We start from the raw sequence: 15,517 nt of genomic DNA on the forward strand, positions 1-15,517 counted from the left end.
GATGCCTTCTTTCACTTGATGTGTCTGTTGTGTTTGGTGCTTGTAGGGTTCTTGGGGCCGGGCGCATATCGCGAGCTTTGGAGGGCGGCTTTGCCCAGCGACCCTCTTGCTCCTCGCCTGGGGGCTCGTCGCAATTCACGCCAGCCCCGGAGCCAGCTGGGCGCCAGCCGCCCTCCGTCGCCCGGGGGTGCGGGCGCGCGTCGGCAGCCAACTGGCTGGGGCTGGCATGAATCGCGCGCGAGCTTGCGAGCCCGCGAGAAGGTTAGTTGGCAGAGACGCGCGTCCGCCCCACCGTGGGCAAAGCCGCCCTCGGCAGCCCGCTGGGAGATTAGGCGACGGGGGTGAAGCCGGCTTCTTCGATGGCAGCTGAGACGGCTGCGGCGTCCAGGTCGCCGGTGTGGTTGATGGTGACGGTGGATTCGCCGTCCTTGACCACATCGACCTCTACGCCGGTGACGTTCTCAATCTCTTCGATTTCTTCGCGCACGCTCATGGCGCAGTGGTTGCAGGTGAGGCCGGTTGCCTTGACGATGGTTGCTGACATGGGATTTCTCCTTGTGAGGTAAGGGGCGCGGACGCCCGTACTTGCGGTGGCGGGAAGCGGTGGGCTTCCGCCGGGTTTAGCTCTTAATCAGGCGGGTAATAGCTGCCATGGCCTCACTGATTTTGTCGTCGAGCGGGGCGGTGTCGCCTGTGGTTTCTGCCTGGGTGGCAGCTTCGACGACGCAGTGCCGCACGTGGTCTTCTAGGAGCTGGATGGAGACGCTGTGCAGGGCCTTGTTGATGGCAGAGACTTGGGTGAGGATGTCGATGCAGTAGACGTCCTCGTCGACCATGCGCTGGATGCCGCGTACCTGCCCCTCGATGCGGCGCAGGCGCTTGAGGTAGGCGTCCTTGTCGGCGGTGTAGCCGTGCTGGTGCCCCTCGTGCGGGCTGGCCTGGTGGGTTGCACAGTGTTCTTCGCTCATGCCTTAAGCTTATACCCCCTGGGGGTATGTTTACAAGAGGGTGGTTTCTTGAAAGTAACCGAAATTGCCATAGGTGCGGAAAAAGAACGCGCTAATGAAAATTTCGATTACCTTCAGCACCGCCGGTCGATACTAAGCGCCCTGTTAGACTGGTTCTATGGCTTCTTTCATCGAGGATTACGCCCTGCTCTCAGATATGAATACCGGTGCGCTGGTGTCGCGAAGCGGCTCCATCGATTGGTTCTGCGCCCCGCGCTTTGACTCTCGCGCGGTCTTCGCCGCCCTTTTGGGGGAGCGGGAACACGGACGCTGGCTGCTGGCTCCCCTTGAGTCGGTCAATCCCGCCCCGGTCGAAGAAGTCCGCACTGAACGCTCTTACCGCGAGAACACCTTTATTCTGCAGACTGTCTGGTTTGTGGGGGAGGCGTCGGTGCGCGTCACCGAGTTTATGCCGCTTTCGGGTGGCACCACCATTGTGCGCAACGTGGAGGGCCTGACCGGTGAGGTCACCATGTACCACGAGCTGGCCCTGCGTTTTGACTACGGTAAGACGATTCCCTGGGTTACCCGCTATGAGGGGGTGGACGCCGCTGGTGCCCCCGACCCGTCCGCCGACATGCTGGTGGGTATGGCTGGCCCCCACGCCCTGGTCTTCCGGGGTGATTCCCTGCCTGAGGGTGACCCCGAATCTAAGGCCGAAACCTTCACCGTTTCTGCTGGTCAGAGCTATACCTTCACCCTGTCTTACTTTGCGTCTAACCACAATCCGCCTGCCCCGGTGGACTACCCCACGGCCCTGACCTACACCCAGGAGCAGTGGCAGGAGTGGTCCGATCTCTACAGCCCCGCAGACTCCCTGCCAGAGGCCGAAGATGAGGACGCCACCCCCGCCTACCTGCCCGAGGGTGGGCAGGTGCCCACCGGCGTCCGAGCATCTGAGCAGGCAGAGCAGGTGCCCGCTACTATTTCGGCGGTGCGCGAGGTTGAAGAGCTGGAAGAAGCTAAGACCTCATCAATCCTGCTGGAAACCGGGTCTAACACCGCCGCTCCCGAGGTCGATGAAGCCACCTATCGTGAGCTGGCCCAAACAGCTGCGAGCCAGGTTGTTGCCCCCACTGCCGAGGACCACCGCGAAGAAGCCAACGCCCGCTACCGGGAAGTCCGTCTGCGGTCCCTGCTGGTCCTGCGCGCCCTGATTTCCCGTGAAACTGGCGCCCTGGTCGCCTCCGTGACAACCTCCCTGCCCGAAGTCATCGGGGGCAAACGCAACTACGACTTCCGTTTCACCTGGCTGCGCGATGTCGCCATGGCCATGGACGTAACCCTCACCCACGGCCACGAGCGTGAGACCGCCCAGCTGCGTAACTGGATCCTGCGCGCCCTAGCCAACAACCCCCGCCGTATCCACGCGGTCTACGGCCTGGCCGGCGAAAAGGACGACATCGAGCGCCGCCTCGCCCTGCCCGGCTACGAGGGGTCCCAGCCGGTGAGAAGCGGCAACGGCTCGGGCGACCAGTTCCAGGGGGACGCCCTGGGCCAGGTGCTCGTTACCTTCGCCAACCTGCGCGAAGCGGGCGTTGCGGAAGACCACCTTTCCTGGCCCATCCAGAAGGCTCTGCTGAATGCCGCCACCGAACGTATCGGCGACACCGACCGCTCCATGTGGGAGACCTTCGGCGAGCCCGCCGTCTACACTCACTCCCAGGCTATGCTCTGGGCAGCCTTCGACGCCGGTGTCTCAGCCGTGCGTGACTTCGGGCTCGACGGGGACGCCGCCACCTGGGAACACTGCCGAGACGCCGTCGCCGATGAAATCCTGAGCCGCGGCTTCAACGCTGACCTGGGCTGCTTCGTCTCCACCTACGGCGGCACAGCCGTGGACGCCTCCCTGCTGCAGCTGCCCCAAATCGGGCTCGTAGACTGGGACGACCCCCGCATGCTGGCAACCGTTGAACGTATCGAAGCGACCATCCGCCACTCCTCGGGCATGATTTACCGCTACGACAACTCCGACTCCCAAGACGGCTTTGAGGGGCAGGACAACCCCCACTTCATCTCCTCCCTCTGGCTGGCAGAGCAGTACATCCGCTCCGGACGGGAGGCGGACGGACGCACCCTCATCGACACCGTCCTGGACTGCGCCAGCGATCTTGGGCTGATGAGCTCCGAGTACGACTTTGAACAGCAGCGCCTCACCGGCAACTTCCCCCAGGCCCTGGCCCATATCTCTCTGATCCGGGCGGTGGAGGCGCTGGGGCTGTAGAAAAAGGTGTTGAGCAGGTGGGTATACCTCTGCCTGCGACCCTCTCGCCGGTTCGCTAGCGCTCACGGGCGATTCACGCCAGCCCCGAGCCAGCAGGCTTTCGGTATACCCACCTGCTCTAAATTCTCTAGAGCAGCTTGTGCGCCGCCTCCACCAGGATTAGCACGCCAAAGACAAGGAGCACTGACCCCGCGATGCCGTCAATGACGAGGGTGGCGCGCGGGTGCAGTAGCCACTTCATGGCCAGTGAGGCCAGCGAAATGATGAGGGTAAACCAGAGCACGTTAATGCCTCCGTGGATGAGGGCTAGCAGGCTTCCCATGATGAAGGGTTGCACGCTGGCGACCATAAAGGGCGGCACGCTGGCGATGTAGAAGACCGCGATTTTGGGGTTGAGAATGTTGGCGATGAAGCCCGCGAGAAAATCCTTACCCACCCTGTGTTCGCCAGCGGGGGCGTCCGCTCCGCTAGCTCCGGGTAAGGACGCCGCGGGTGCAGGCAGCGAGGCCAGGGCGGCTTGGTCGGTTTTGAGGGCGGTCACCTGTCCCCAGCGCCTGAGGTTGAGCAGGAATTTGATACCCAGGTAGATCAGGTAGAGGCCACCTGCCACGGTGATGAGGTCAAAGACCAGGGGAGCTGCGGCCATGAGCACGGCTAGGCCGGTGGCGGCGGTGATACCCCAAATGAGCAGGCCTGCGGTGATGCCGAAGACGCAGGCGTAGGCGCTTCGTCGTCCACCCGCGACCAGGGAGCGCAACACCAGGGCGGTGTCTGTGGCCGGGATAATCGTGATGAGGAAAGCGATGCCGGCGAAACCGATGAGGGCCTGGGTGAGAGTCATGGACTCCACTGTAAACTAGGGGTAAACCCGGTTCAATTCCATGAGTTCAAACAGTATTCATGGGATTTATCAATGAATTGGAGTGAGTGTGTACGACTCCCGCCGCCTCGAAATCTTCTACGAGCTAGCCCAGCAGGGCTCCCTGGCAGCTGCCGCCGATGTGCTGGGCTACGATCCCTCAACCGTCTCAAACCACCTGGCCAAACTCCAGGCTGAGGTGGGTCATCGGCTCTATGAAAAGTCCGGCCGCGGCGTGGTGCTCACCCCGCGCGGCCTGGAACTTGCCGACTATGCCGGGCAGATTCTCTCGCTCATGGAGCGCGCCCACAACGCCATGGCCAGCGAAACCAGCCTGGCCCCACGAACCCTCAAGGTGGCGTCCTTCAACTCGGCAGCCCGCTACATGGTGCCGCGGGTTTTCGAACTGCTTGAAGAGCGCGCCCCGCACCTGAGCCTGGAGCTCACCCAGTTGGAGCCTCAGCGCTCTATCGCCGAGCTTGCCCGGCACCAGTTTGACCTGGTCATCGCCGAAGAATACGAAGGACGCCCGGTGCAGCTCCCCGTCACCCTGGTGCGGCGGGAGCTCTGGGAAGACCCCATCGTGCTGGTGGCCCCGGCGGCTATGGTGCCGCCGCAACCGCTCGATTCTCTTGCCTGGGCTGAGAGCGCCCCCTGGTGCATGGAGCCAGTGGGAACGGAGCTCAGGGCCTGGTCGGACGCCTATCTGGCCGACGCCCACATTGCACCCCGCCCGCGGTTTATCTCAACCGACCTGAGCTGGCAGTTGCACTCGGCCTACGGTGGTTATGCTGTAGCCCTACTGCCCCATCTGGTGCTTGACGGCCTCTACCGGTCAGAGGTCCCGGCTCCCAGTGGGACTGAGCGCTGGCGGCAGGGGGTCCGCACCGGAAACCTGTGGGTGAGCGAGCCGCTGGGGCGCCGCCGGGTTTTTGCGGTACTTAGGGCAAGTTCGGAGCAGGACGCCGCCGCCCGCCTCCTCGTTGATATTCTGCGGGAGCTGAACCCGGCGTCATCAATGTGAAAATCGGCCGTCATTGCTAACCATGATGGCTCTTTTCACCATGATAGTCACCATGATTTTCACTATGAAGCCTCGATCTGCCTGCCCCAGCGGGCGGCCTTGGCTGCGCAAATCATGAGCTGAACCTGGTGGAAAATCATGAGCGGCAGAATGAGGGCACCCACGGCTCCGCCCCCGAAAATGACCGCTGCCATGGGTAGGCCGGTGGCCAGGGACTTCTTCGAGCCGCAGAACTGCACCGCCACCCGGTCGCCGTAGCTAAAGCCCAGCTTCTTGGCCACAACCCCGCTGAGCCAGAGCAGAAACTCCACCAGGGCAATCGACAGAAGAACCAGGAGCAGAATCTGCCAGGGGCTGATGCGGGTCCAGATGCCCTGCACGATGCCGTCCGAAAAGGCCGCGTAGACCACCATGGCGATGGAGAACCTGTCAACGTGCTTGGTCAGCTTGTTCTTGGCTATATCGCCCACCCAGCGGCGCAGGAGCTGGCCCAGAATGAAGGGCAGGAGGAGCTGAAGGGCAATATCACCGAAGACCGAGCCGGAGATAGTGAGCTGATCGCTCTGCATCAGCAGCATGACCAGCAGGGGGGTGGCAACCACACCCACGATATTTGAGGCACTCGCGCTAACAATTGCCCCGGCCACATTGCCCTTAGCGATTGAGGTGAAAGCCACCGAGGACTGCACGGTGGAGGGCACCAGGGTCATAAAGAGCAGACCCAGATAGAGCTCCTTGCCGATAATGCTCTGAAGGGGGTAGAGGGCTAGGCCGATGAGCGGGAAGATGAGGTAGGTAAAGCCCAGGATAGTGCTGTGGAGCCGCCAGTTTTTCAGGCCCTGCAGGGCTTCTTGCGGTGAGAGCCGGGCGCCGTAGAGGAAGAAGAGCAGGCCGATAGCGATTTTGGTGGCTACGCTGAACCCCTCGGCGAAGTCCCCGCGCGCCGGGAAGATAATCGCCAGGGCAACGGCGAGCAGAATCAGGGTGATGAGCGGGTCTGGGCGCCAGGAGCGCAATTTCTGGGGTAGGGCCATTTAGCCCATTCTACTCTTTGCCTTTTCAGCCTCGTACCACTTAGCGCCGCCGCGCGCGGCCAGAACCAGGGCAACAATACCTGCGATAGCGTAGAGAAAACCCATGGGGCTCACCTTCTTCGTTGAGGGCTAATAAACCCCACCCTAACCCATGCCTGTGATGTGGGCAATAGGTCGGGGTGGGGTTTTCGTGTCGAGGGTTAGCCCTGGTCAGTGGGCGGGTTGCCAGGTGCGGACGCCGGGCGCTCACCTTCCCGAGGCGTAGCGCCCGGGTCACTACCGGCGTCCTGACCCTGCTGGCCAGGTGAATGCTGGCCAGGCGCCTGCTGGGGCTCCTGCGGTGAGGGGGCTCCGAAGCTGTTCCAGGGAGTGCGCTGGCGGTACTGCGGGGGTACCCAGCCGGTGTAGAGCATATCGCCCACTGTGCGGTCGCGGTACTGGGCGGGGCGGCGGTAGGTGGTGTTGACTGAACCCCAGTGCTGGTTATCGGCCCGCTCGGGGTAGGTGGCCAGGTGGTCGGTGGCCTGTAGGGGGTCGGCCCAGGCTTCGGCAGGCTCTGCCGCCGGAATCATGGACAGCGGGTAGGGCGGGTTGTTCTTGGGTCGCCAGATGAGGCGGCCGGGTTCGGTGCGGTCGCGCAGGGCATGGGCACGCCAGGTGACCGGCGGGTGGGTGGATCCGATGTTCGCGAACCAGGTGAAGAAGCCGCGCTCGTAGACGGCCCGGTTGGCTAGTTCGTGGAAGTTCACGTCGTTCATCAGGTACTTGCCAGCGGCGAGTACTGTGGTGGTGGTTTCGGCGCCGTCGGGGGCGTAGCGGTAGCCGAAGTTGTCGGCGGTGTATTCCTGGGTGCGGGAGAGCAGATTGCCGAGGATCGGAATCTGCATGAAGAAGCTGGTGAAAATCAGGCGGAAGTAGCTGACGTGGCCGGCGGCGATATGCCCTACCTCGTGCCCGATGATGAAGCGCAGGGCTTCGGGGTTGCGGGCTGCGCCACCGATTTCGAAGAGGTCGGAGTAGATGGCGATGAAGCGGCGGTGCCCGTGGCCCGAGGCGAAGGCGTTGATTTGGCCGTTGCCGAGTACGACGTAGGCGTCGGGTACGCGGCGCAGGCCGGCGGCGTGGGCGGCTTCAACAACCATCTGGTAGGCCTCGGGGAACTGGGTGGGGGTAATGCGCACCCCGCTGAGGCGCAGCTGGCCGTACATGGCACCGCGGACGAAGAAGATGCCCAGGGGCAGGTAGATGGCGATGGCGATGAGTTGGCCGACCAGGTTACTGATTTGGTAGTTGACGAAGTCGTCCCCCAGCACGCTGCTGAAGAGTGAGTAGATGAGGTAGATACCGCCGCCCACGTAGAGCATGATGGTGAGCGCGTAGGCCATGACAACCAGGGGTAGTTCCGCAGGGTGGCGCAGCGCATTGAGGAACTTGAAGGGCAGCAGGGATTGGAAGCCGAAGAGCTTGGGCGCGGGCAGGGGTGAGAGGGGCCGCTGGCGCATATCTTCGGGCAGCCAGCCGCCGCTGAGGTCGTTGGGCAGGGGCTGGGTGAGGCCCTGCTCCTTGCTGTGAGCGGACGCCTGTGGGCCGGGCTGTTGCGGGTAGGGCGGGGTGGTGCCGGGGTTGTTCTCACTCATGCGATTTCCTGCTGGTTAGGCGGTGTGTTCTGGTTCCACAGTAGCAAGAAAAGCCTGATGTTTCAGATGGACTTGACTCGATATTTTATCTTGTGATATTAGATTTTCACCTATTTTTTAAAAAACGTTCTTAGTTTGAGTTGTCGTATGGGCAAGTAGGAAAATGACTGTAGTAAGCAAGAAAAGGATTTGAAAAAAATATTTTTTTTGCATGGCTTGGTGGTTTACTAGGGAGTGTAAGATGCTAAAAATATTTAAAATTAGCATGGGCACTATAAGGAAAGGAGCAAAATATGCGACTATAGTCCCTATTCCCTGCACGTGGATGAGGAGAGGGAGACCTTCTTTCTTCGTTTGTTTTATCATGGGGAAAAATCCTTTGCTGATAATGATTTGGGCCAGCAGAGTTTATGGTGAAGCTCTGCTGGCGCCGGAAAATGGTGAACGTGAGTCTGGAAAACACTAATTCATTGAGCGGCCTTGTCTATAAATCTAGCTCTAAAGAACAGAACAGCTCGTATCCTGGGTAGTTATTCCATTGATGTAACCGTGCAGGCGAGCACACAGGTTTTGCGCAAGTACTCCATTCCAAACAATACTAAATGAGTAGTTTGCCATCATATTGGCTCGTCTGGTAGCTACTATGTGGGAGATATGTGTACCTGAATTATTGAAAGAATATGTAGTACCGGGTAGGGAGGTGGACGCATAGTGGTTAAGTATTTCTGCGCTTACGACTTTGCCCCGATGCTCACACCATCTTCCTTCAACGGTAACAGTTCGAACTCTTTGGTTGAAGGCATTGTAGCCTCCGCTGGTTGCAGCACCGCTTCTGCAGTAGGGTAATGTGGCCGAGGGGGTGAAAGGGGCTCCTGCTGGTAATGGTTTTTCCCCTGCTGTGTAAGTCTCCCAGTGTGCTAGTGGTGAAAATTCAACAAATGTTTCTTTCTCGTGTGTAACAGTAGTATATTTATCCACGGCCATTCTCTCAGTGGCGGTGAGTTGGCTGTAAGATAAACTGGGATTAGGACTATTCGATAAATCCTCAATCAATTTTAGTGTTTCTGCAGTATTCGGGATGCTCTGATTGTCAATTGACTGTATTTCGCTAATCATGATTTCATTCGGAAACTCCGAACTTGCTTCCGCTGCTGTGGCGTCACTTATAGTGAAGGTTGTTAATAATACTGCGGTAGTGGCAATAAGTTTAGAAACAAATTTAGTTTTCACCTGAGGTACTCCTTGAGTGCTTGGTCAGCCGTCTTTGGCTGAGACTTGGGGATCAAGAGTGAGTTCTTGTGCTTCTGACTTTAATACCTTGGTTAAATCCAGTCAAGAAGTTATCTAAAAAAAGCCGATACGTTTTTCAAGAGTTTCCTCGGGGTGCCCCTAGCCTGGCGAATCTTGCTACCTGGATAGAAACGAAAAGCGGGGTTTCTTTCGAACTGCGGATAGAATCACCGCATGTCGAAAGAAACCCCGCCCTATCAGCGGTGAGGCCCTAAAATTTAGGCAACCAGAGCCTCGGTGGCCTCAGCGATAGCCTTTTCCTCGTTGGTGGGAACGACCAGTACGGGGATGGCTGAGTCTTCGGTGGAGATGAGGCGGGGCTCATCGCCGCGTACCTTGTTGGCTTCGGCGTCCAGCTTGATGCCCAGGGCGCCAGGTCTATATAAACCCTTGTTCAGCTGCGACTTCCAGGTATTGGAGGAAGCCCACATCAGTAATGTCACCGGGTCTCATGTAGGGGCCTTCTTCGGGATCTTGTGGGCGTTTGGTTGGGAAGCCTATCCAGCCTCTAAGGTAGCGATCTAAGCTATTGCCCATACCACGGGAGCCGTACATTTTATAATCAGTGATACGCCCATTTTCTGCCATGAGGATGAGCGAGACTCTGTGTCCCAAACTGTGTTGAGCTGAGATAATGCGGTATTCAAGAGGAATATTTGAGTTGCATTGATCGAAGAGTAACTGCATTTTCCATTCTGCAATTTCAGCTCTTTCTTCTGCGGTTTCGGTATATCCTCCGTCGAATATTTTATCTGTTTCGTAAGTATCTAGGGGCCAGGATATTGTGTTGAGCGTGATGGGGTGAGTGATGGTGTATAGGGAATCTACTGTGTCTGCTCGTATTTCTTCGTCATGGTGGTAGCCGTCTGGTTCCATATAGGCAAGGGGGAGTTGGTAGGCACCGTATTTTTCTTCAAGGAGAATGTAGATCTCTTCTTTGGTGGGTTGTTGGGGGTTAGCTTTGAGCCAACGGCTGAGCAGGTTTGTTTTTTCTTCTGCTGTTAGCAAGGTGTTCCTCCTCGTGCAGCGGTTCCGTAGAACATGTGGGAGCCCGGTGACCTGTGAGCAGGATGGTAGTGGCAGTATTTTCCAGTGCCATTTCTATCACGCTCTGGGCCGATAGCGTCTTGATATCGTACACTGTACGCAACTCTGCCAGCGCCTGCCTTCGTAGTTGACCATACGTTTTTTCCGGCTCTTGCCCATGAGATTGATTCATTAAATGTCATTCCGTCGCCAATCCAAAGGCCGCCATTATGGAGGGTAGCTTTGTAATGTGCGGGAGGGTTTTTCTTTCTGCGTATGGCCTCTTGAATTTTGGGTATAGCTTTCTCTGCTGCTATATAGGTGACCCCAACAACCACAATAACTGCGCTAGCTACAAATAGAGCTTTTAATGCAGCTCCGAGTGAAGGTACGAGAACTAGGGCTAGTGGTATCGCGTCGTAGGTGGCGTAGTCTGACCGGGACTCATATGATTCACCAGTTATTGGGTCGTATAGCGTGAACCAAATAAGTTCTTCATTGAGTTGATGAATTTCGAGAAGATACTCTGAATTATCAATATTTTCATTATCGCTCTGAATTGATACCTCATGAACTCCTGACGAAACATCAATATCGATTTCCTGAGTTAATTCGCTGCTGTCAGATAATTCGAAGCTTGTTTCTAGCGATATTTTATTTTCGCTAATGTTTATTGATTCGAGTTGTTGCGAGCTTTTTCTTAGTTCCTCATCTATCTCCACTTCAATTTCCACTTCTTTTGTGGGTGTAATATAGAACGGAGAGTGCTGGTTGCTTGTGGCAAGTGATGGCTGAAGACCGCTTAGGGTAATAGTAAGAATCAAAGTCATTACTGTTATTATACGTTTTTTATTCATTGTTTTTCCTCTCGATATCTTGAATCGTTAAGCAGGGATGTGATATCTTTCTTATGTAGATAGCTCTCTGCTAGAAAAATACCTGCATTTGCGACAGCAATCGATGTTCCAGTTGCTAGACCTGTTTCATTCTGTGCATTTACATATTTAACTTGTGTTCCCGGGAAAAATATATCAATCTGACCGTTTGAGTTGTATATCGCAGGTTTCCCTTTTTCATCGAGTGCACCAACTGACCAGACCCCTTCTAGCGCAGCGGGATACCCTATTGGACCTCCAATATTATTCCCTGCGCTAGCAAGTATTGTCGCCCCAGAATCTAGCAAACATTTGGTCACCCTTTCCAGGTCTTTACTTGAATTACTCATTGACATGGGTAGGAGAATTATATCTGGGTCGGTTAAGCAGGCTGCCTCAAGTGCTCTAATTAATTCCTTTTCACTAATTTTTTCATTTCCGACTGTTCCTATATGTTTAATCGATACATTGGGAGGTAAATCTCCGCAGGTTGATGAATCTAGCTTGAATAGTATAGAGAGCGTCTTTTCTGAGTGAAGTTCGGGAGTATTGGTTGAGTCAAGCGTTTGAATATCTGATGTTGGATATGTTGAGCTTAGGCATTTATATAAAACACTTTCGCGGGCGTAAGAGTCTACTAGAATAATATCCAGCCTGCTATCCGTGCTATCATTTTGCGTCTCTGCGAAGGGGGTAGACAATGTTATTAGCACCCCAGATAATATGAGTATAAATAATAGAGTGAGATTTTTTATTAATCTATCCATTTAATGCCTCATACTTCTTCCTTGAGTGCTTGGTCAGCCGTCTTTGGCTGAGGCTTGGGGTTCAAGAGTGAGTTCTTGTGCTTCTGACTTTAATACCTTGGTGAGGGTTTAGCCAAGAAGTTATCTGAAAAAAGTTGATAGATTTTTCAAGGTTTCCTTCGGAGTGCTCCTAGCCCGGTGGGTCTTGCTGTCTAGCTAGAAACGAAAAGCGGGGTTTCTTTCGAAACACAGTAAAGAACCGTAGCTCGAAAGAAACCCCGCTCTATCAGCGGTGAGGCCCTAAACCTTAGGCAACCAGGGCCTCGGTAGCCTCAGCAATAGCCTTTTCCTCGTTGGTGGGAACGACCAGTACGGGGATGGCTGAGTCTTCGGTGGAGATGAGGCGGGGCTCGTCGCCGCGTACCTTGTTGGCTTCGGCGTCCAGCTTGATGCCCAGGGCGCCCAGGCGCTCAACAGCCAGCTCACGGAACTGGTGGGAGTTCTCACCGATACCTGCGGTGAAGACCAGGGCCTTAGCGCCACCAACAGCCACATGGTAGGCGCCAATGTACTTAGCCAGGCGGTAGGAGGTCATGTCCAGGGCCAGCTTGGCGCGTTCGTCCCCAGCTTCCATAGCCTCAACCACAGCGCGCATGTCGTTGTTGCCAGCGATAGCGAGCAGGCCGGATTCCTTGTTCAGCAGGGAGTCCATCTTGGCGGGGGTCATTTCGGGGTCGCGCATCATGATGGAGGTCAGCACGGAGGGGTCGATGTCGCCGGAGCGGGTACCCATGACTAGGCCAGCCAGGGGGGTGTAGCCCATGGAGGTGTCCAGGCACTGACCGCCCTCAACGGCGGTGACGGACGCGCCGTTACCCAGGTGGGCAATCACGCCGTTGAACTCGGAGCGGTCCAGGCCCAGGAAGTCAGCGGCAATGCCGGTGACGTAGTCGTGGCTGGTGCCGTGGAAGCCGTAGCGGCGCACGCCGTACTTCTCCACCAGTTCTTCGGGCACAGCGTAGCGGTAGACGTGCTCGGGCATGGTGCCGTGGAAGGCGGTGTCGAATACGGCAACCATGGGGACGCCGGGGTAGGTTTCCTGGGCAGCCTTCAGACCCAGCACGTGGGCAGGGTTGTGCAGGGGAGCCAGAGGGGAGAGCTCATCAATCTTGGCGATGACCTCGTCGGTGACCAGCACGGGCTCTGAGAAGACGTCGCCGCCCTGAACGATACGGTGGCCGATAGCGTCGATGGTCTTACCGTGCAGGGGCTCAACCAGGGCCTTAGCCATGATGTCGAGAGCTTCGGTGTGGGTGGGAATCTCAGCTGAGCCGATGTTCTCTACCAGGCCCTTAGCGATGACCTGGTTTTCTTCACCGGTAGCGGCGGTGTCACGCACCTGGTACTTCACAGATGAGGAACCGCAGTTAATAACGAGTACGAGCATGAAAGTGTTTTCCTTTAGTTGCTTACTTGAGTTCGATGTAATGAGGAGGCGCGCGGATGCCTGTGCCTAGGACGCAGGTGGACTCCCCGAAAGGCGACTGGCTGGGTCTGGCATGAATCGAGCGAGCCCTCCAGGGCGAGCTCGAGAAGGTTAGTCGCCGCAGGGGAGTCTGCTGCGGCCGTTATGCCAACCCAACCCCGTACGTCCTACTTACAGGGTCTGTGCCTGGATCGCGGTGATAGCTACGGTGTTGATGATGTCATCGACGGTAGCGCCGCGGGAGAGGTCGTTGACGGGCTTGCGGAGGCCCTGCAGGACGGGGCCGACGGCTACTGCGCCGGAGGTCTGCTGCACAGCCTTGTAGGTGTTGTTGCCGGTGTTCAGGTCGGGGAAGATGAACACGGTTGCCTGGCCTGCGACCTCTGAGCCGGGGAGCTTGGAGGAGGCGATGGACATGTTGGATGCCGCGTCGAACTGGATGGGGCCCTCAAAAGCGAAGTCGGGGTTGGACTCGCGCAGCTTCTCGGTGGCTTCGACGACGAGTTCGACGTCGGTGCCGGAGCCGGAGGTACCGGTGGAGTAGGAGAGCATGGCGACCTTGGGGTCAACACCGAACTGGCGGGCAGTCTCGGCGGAGGCCTTGGCGATGTCGGCCAGGTGCTCTGCATTGGGGTTGGGGTTCACGGCGCAGTCGCCGAAGACGAGCACGCGGTCTTCCATGAGCATGAGGAAGACAGATGAGACGACCTTAACACCTTCGCGGGTCTTGATGAATTCCAGGGAGGGGCGGATGGTGTTGGCGGTGGTGTTCACAGCGCCGGAGACCATGCCGTCGACGATGCCCTTGTGCACCAGCATGGTACCGAAGTAGGAGGGGTCCATCATGCGGTTCTGGGCGCCTTCGAGGGTCATGCCCTTGTGGGCGCGCAGTTCGGCGTAGGTTTTGGCGAAGTCCTCGGTGTAGGTGTTGTTGTCGAGGTCGATGATGGTGACGCCGCGCTTGCCGTCACCTGCGATGGGCAGGTCGATGGATTCTCGCTGGCAGATTTCTGTGATTTTTTCGGGGTTGCCGATGAGGGTGAGGTCGCAGAAGTCGCGGCGGACGATGATGGAGGCTGCGCGCAGGATACGGGGGTCGTAGCCTTCGGGTAGGACGATGGAGCGGCGGTCGCTGCGGGCCTTTTCGATGAGGTTGTGCAGGAAGCGCAGGGGGGTCATGGTGGCGGGGCGTTCGAGTTCGAGGCGCTCGAAGAGTTCCTTTTCGTCGACGTTGCGGAACCATTCGCCCAGGGCGGTTGCGATCTTGCGGGGCTGGCCGAGGGCCAGCTGGCCGCGCACCATGGAGACAGCGCGGCCGGCCTTGAAGGTGTCGAGCTGGGTGGAGAAGACGGGGAAGGGGGCCTTTTCGACCAGCTGGCCGATGGCGGTGTCGCCCTTGAGTTCTGCGGCCAGGCCGCCGGTCAGCAGCATGCCGGAGGGGGCGGGGAAGCTGGGGGAGAGGGCGGAGGCGAGGGTTGCGACCATGATGTCGGAGCGGTCGCCGGGGACGATGACGAAGTCACCGTCGGTGAACTGGGAGAGGAAGTTGGAGACGGTCATGGCCGCGATCTTGATGTCGTGGATGTCGCGGTCCAGAAAGTCCTGGCTCATACCCTCGTGGTTGAGGCCGAGGTTGTAGACGACTTCGGCGACGGTGGGCAGGGAGATTTCGGGCAGTTCGGGCAGGACGTAGACGGGGCGGTTGGAGGGGCCGCGCTTGACGTTCTTGAGGATTTCTTCGCGCAGTTCGGGGCGGGCGCGGTTGACCATGACAGCCAGGACGTCTACCTTGGCGCCGTGGAGTTCGGTGCGGGCGACGTCAACGGCGTTGACGACGTCGGAGACGGTGGATTCCTGGGCGCCGACGACGGCAATGACGGGGGTGCCGAGGTCCTTGGCGAACTGGGCGTTGAGGTCAAATTCTACGGTTGCAGCGTTGTGGGAGAGCAGGTCGGTGCCGTCGACGATGATGGCGTCGCAGTGCTTGGCCATATCGGAGTAGACGGAGACGGCGATGGAGGACATTTCTTCGTGGTCGCCGGAGGCCAGCAGTTCGCGGCAGCGTTCGAGGGAGACACCGCCGCGGGCCTGGGCGTCGCTGAGGTTGTACTTGGTGCGGAGCAGACGGATGAGGGGGTCTTGTGACTCGATTTCGCCGCTGAAGACGGGGCGGAAGAAGCCCACGCGGTCGGTTTCTTTGAGCAGGGAGTCGAGCAGGCCGATGGCGATGAGGGACTTGCCGGAGCCCTGGTTCATCGCGGAAATGTACATGCCGTTGGTCATCTGGGTCTACATCCTTGTGGCTGTGT

Annotated in this window: 13 protein-coding genes and 1 pseudogene; 2 read left to right on the top strand and 12 right to left on the bottom strand. The window is 58.0% G+C overall.

What is annotated here, in order from left to right; all coding sequences use genetic code 11:
- Nucleotides 1–328: 328 nt before the first annotated feature.
- Both L6762_RS08025 and L6762_RS08030 read right to left on the bottom strand, forming a co-directional pair.
- A complete protein-coding gene (locus L6762_RS08025) occupies nt 329–544 on the bottom strand; it encodes a heavy-metal-associated domain-containing protein (protein WP_237186744.1) in 216 nt (71 codons plus the stop codon).
- A gap of 76 nt (nt 545–620) precedes the next feature.
- The gene (locus L6762_RS08030; RefSeq protein ID WP_237186745.1) at nt 621–968 is read right to left on the bottom strand and encodes a metal-sensitive transcriptional regulator; all 348 of its coding nucleotides are present in this window, start codon (nt 966–968) and stop codon (nt 621–623) included.
- Nucleotides 969–1,125: 157 nt separating this feature from the next.
- Here L6762_RS08030 and L6762_RS08035 point away from each other — a divergent pair, with 157 nt between their 5' ends.
- On the top strand, nt 1,126–3,231 hold the full coding sequence (locus tag L6762_RS08035) for a glycoside hydrolase family 15 protein (RefSeq protein ID WP_237186746.1): 2,106 nt from the start codon (nt 1,126–1,128) through the stop codon (nt 3,229–3,231).
- A gap of 127 nt (nt 3,232–3,358) precedes the next feature.
- On the opposite strand, the gene L6762_RS08040 is transcribed toward L6762_RS08035, so the two are convergent.
- Nucleotides 3,359–4,072 carry a LysE family translocator gene (locus L6762_RS08040; protein WP_237186747.1) on the bottom strand — a complete coding sequence of 238 codons (714 nt, stop codon included), beginning with the start codon at nt 4,070–4,072 and terminating at the stop codon, nt 3,359–3,361.
- 82 nt (nt 4,073–4,154) lie between these two features.
- Here L6762_RS08040 and L6762_RS08045 point away from each other — a divergent pair, with 82 nt between their 5' ends.
- On the top strand, nt 4,155–5,114 hold the full coding sequence (locus L6762_RS08045) for a LysR family transcriptional regulator (protein WP_237186748.1): 960 nt from the start codon (nt 4,155–4,157) through the stop codon (nt 5,112–5,114).
- A 62-nt stretch (nt 5,115–5,176) separates the two neighbouring features.
- Here L6762_RS08045 and L6762_RS08050 read toward each other — a convergent pair whose 3' ends face one another.
- From L6762_RS08050 to pta, 9 genes and pseudogenes are all read right to left on the bottom strand, one after another.
- The gene (locus tag L6762_RS08050) at nt 5,177–6,148 is read right to left on the bottom strand and encodes a bile acid:sodium symporter family protein (protein ID WP_237186749.1); all 972 of its coding nucleotides are present in this window, start codon (nt 6,146–6,148) and stop codon (nt 5,177–5,179) included.
- A gap of 200 nt (nt 6,149–6,348) precedes the next feature.
- Nucleotides 6,349–7,785, bottom strand: coding sequence for a M48 family metallopeptidase (locus tag L6762_RS08055; protein WP_237186750.1), 1,437 nt, complete (start codon nt 7,783–7,785; stop codon nt 6,349–6,351).
- Nucleotides 7,786–8,283: 498 nt separating this feature from the next.
- A complete protein-coding gene (locus tag L6762_RS08060; protein WP_237186751.1) occupies nt 8,284–9,015 on the bottom strand; it encodes a hypothetical protein in 732 nt (243 codons plus the stop codon).
- Nucleotides 9,016–9,293: 278 nt separating this feature from the next.
- Nucleotides 9,294–9,461, bottom strand: a pseudogene (locus tag L6762_RS08065) (acetate kinase); the annotation flags it as partial.
- Nucleotides 9,454–10,083 carry a hypothetical protein gene (locus tag L6762_RS08070; protein WP_237186753.1) on the bottom strand — a complete coding sequence of 210 codons (630 nt, stop codon included), beginning with the start codon at nt 10,081–10,083 and terminating at the stop codon, nt 9,454–9,456. The gene L6762_RS08070 and the pseudogene L6762_RS08065, both read right to left, overlap by 8 nt.
- Entirely contained in the window at nt 10,077–10,958 is an 882-nt protein-coding gene (locus L6762_RS08075; RefSeq protein WP_237186754.1) for a hypothetical protein, read from the bottom strand. The genes L6762_RS08070 and L6762_RS08075 overlap by 7 nt, the downstream gene beginning before the upstream one ends.
- Nucleotides 10,955–11,743 (bottom strand): S8/S53 family peptidase, encoded by a 789-nt coding sequence (locus L6762_RS08080; RefSeq protein WP_237186755.1) that lies wholly within the window; start codon nt 11,741–11,743, stop codon nt 10,955–10,957. Before L6762_RS08080 ends, L6762_RS08075 begins: the two co-directional genes overlap by 4 nt.
- A 286-nt stretch (nt 11,744–12,029) precedes the next feature.
- Nucleotides 12,030–13,169: an acetate/propionate family kinase gene (locus L6762_RS08085; protein ID WP_237186756.1), complete on the bottom strand. Its 1,140-nt coding sequence runs from the start codon at nt 13,167–13,169 to the stop codon at nt 12,030–12,032.
- 210 nt (nt 13,170–13,379) lie between these two features.
- Entirely contained in the window at nt 13,380–15,491 is a 2,112-nt protein-coding gene (gene pta / locus L6762_RS08090; RefSeq protein ID WP_237186757.1) for a phosphate acetyltransferase, read from the bottom strand.
- Nucleotides 15,492–15,517 lie beyond the last annotated feature (26 nt).

The sequence above is a fragment of the Rothia nasimurium genome (assembly GCF_928381705.1).
Classification (GTDB): Bacteria; Actinomycetota; Actinomycetes; order Actinomycetales; family Micrococcaceae; genus Rothia; species Rothia nasimurium_G.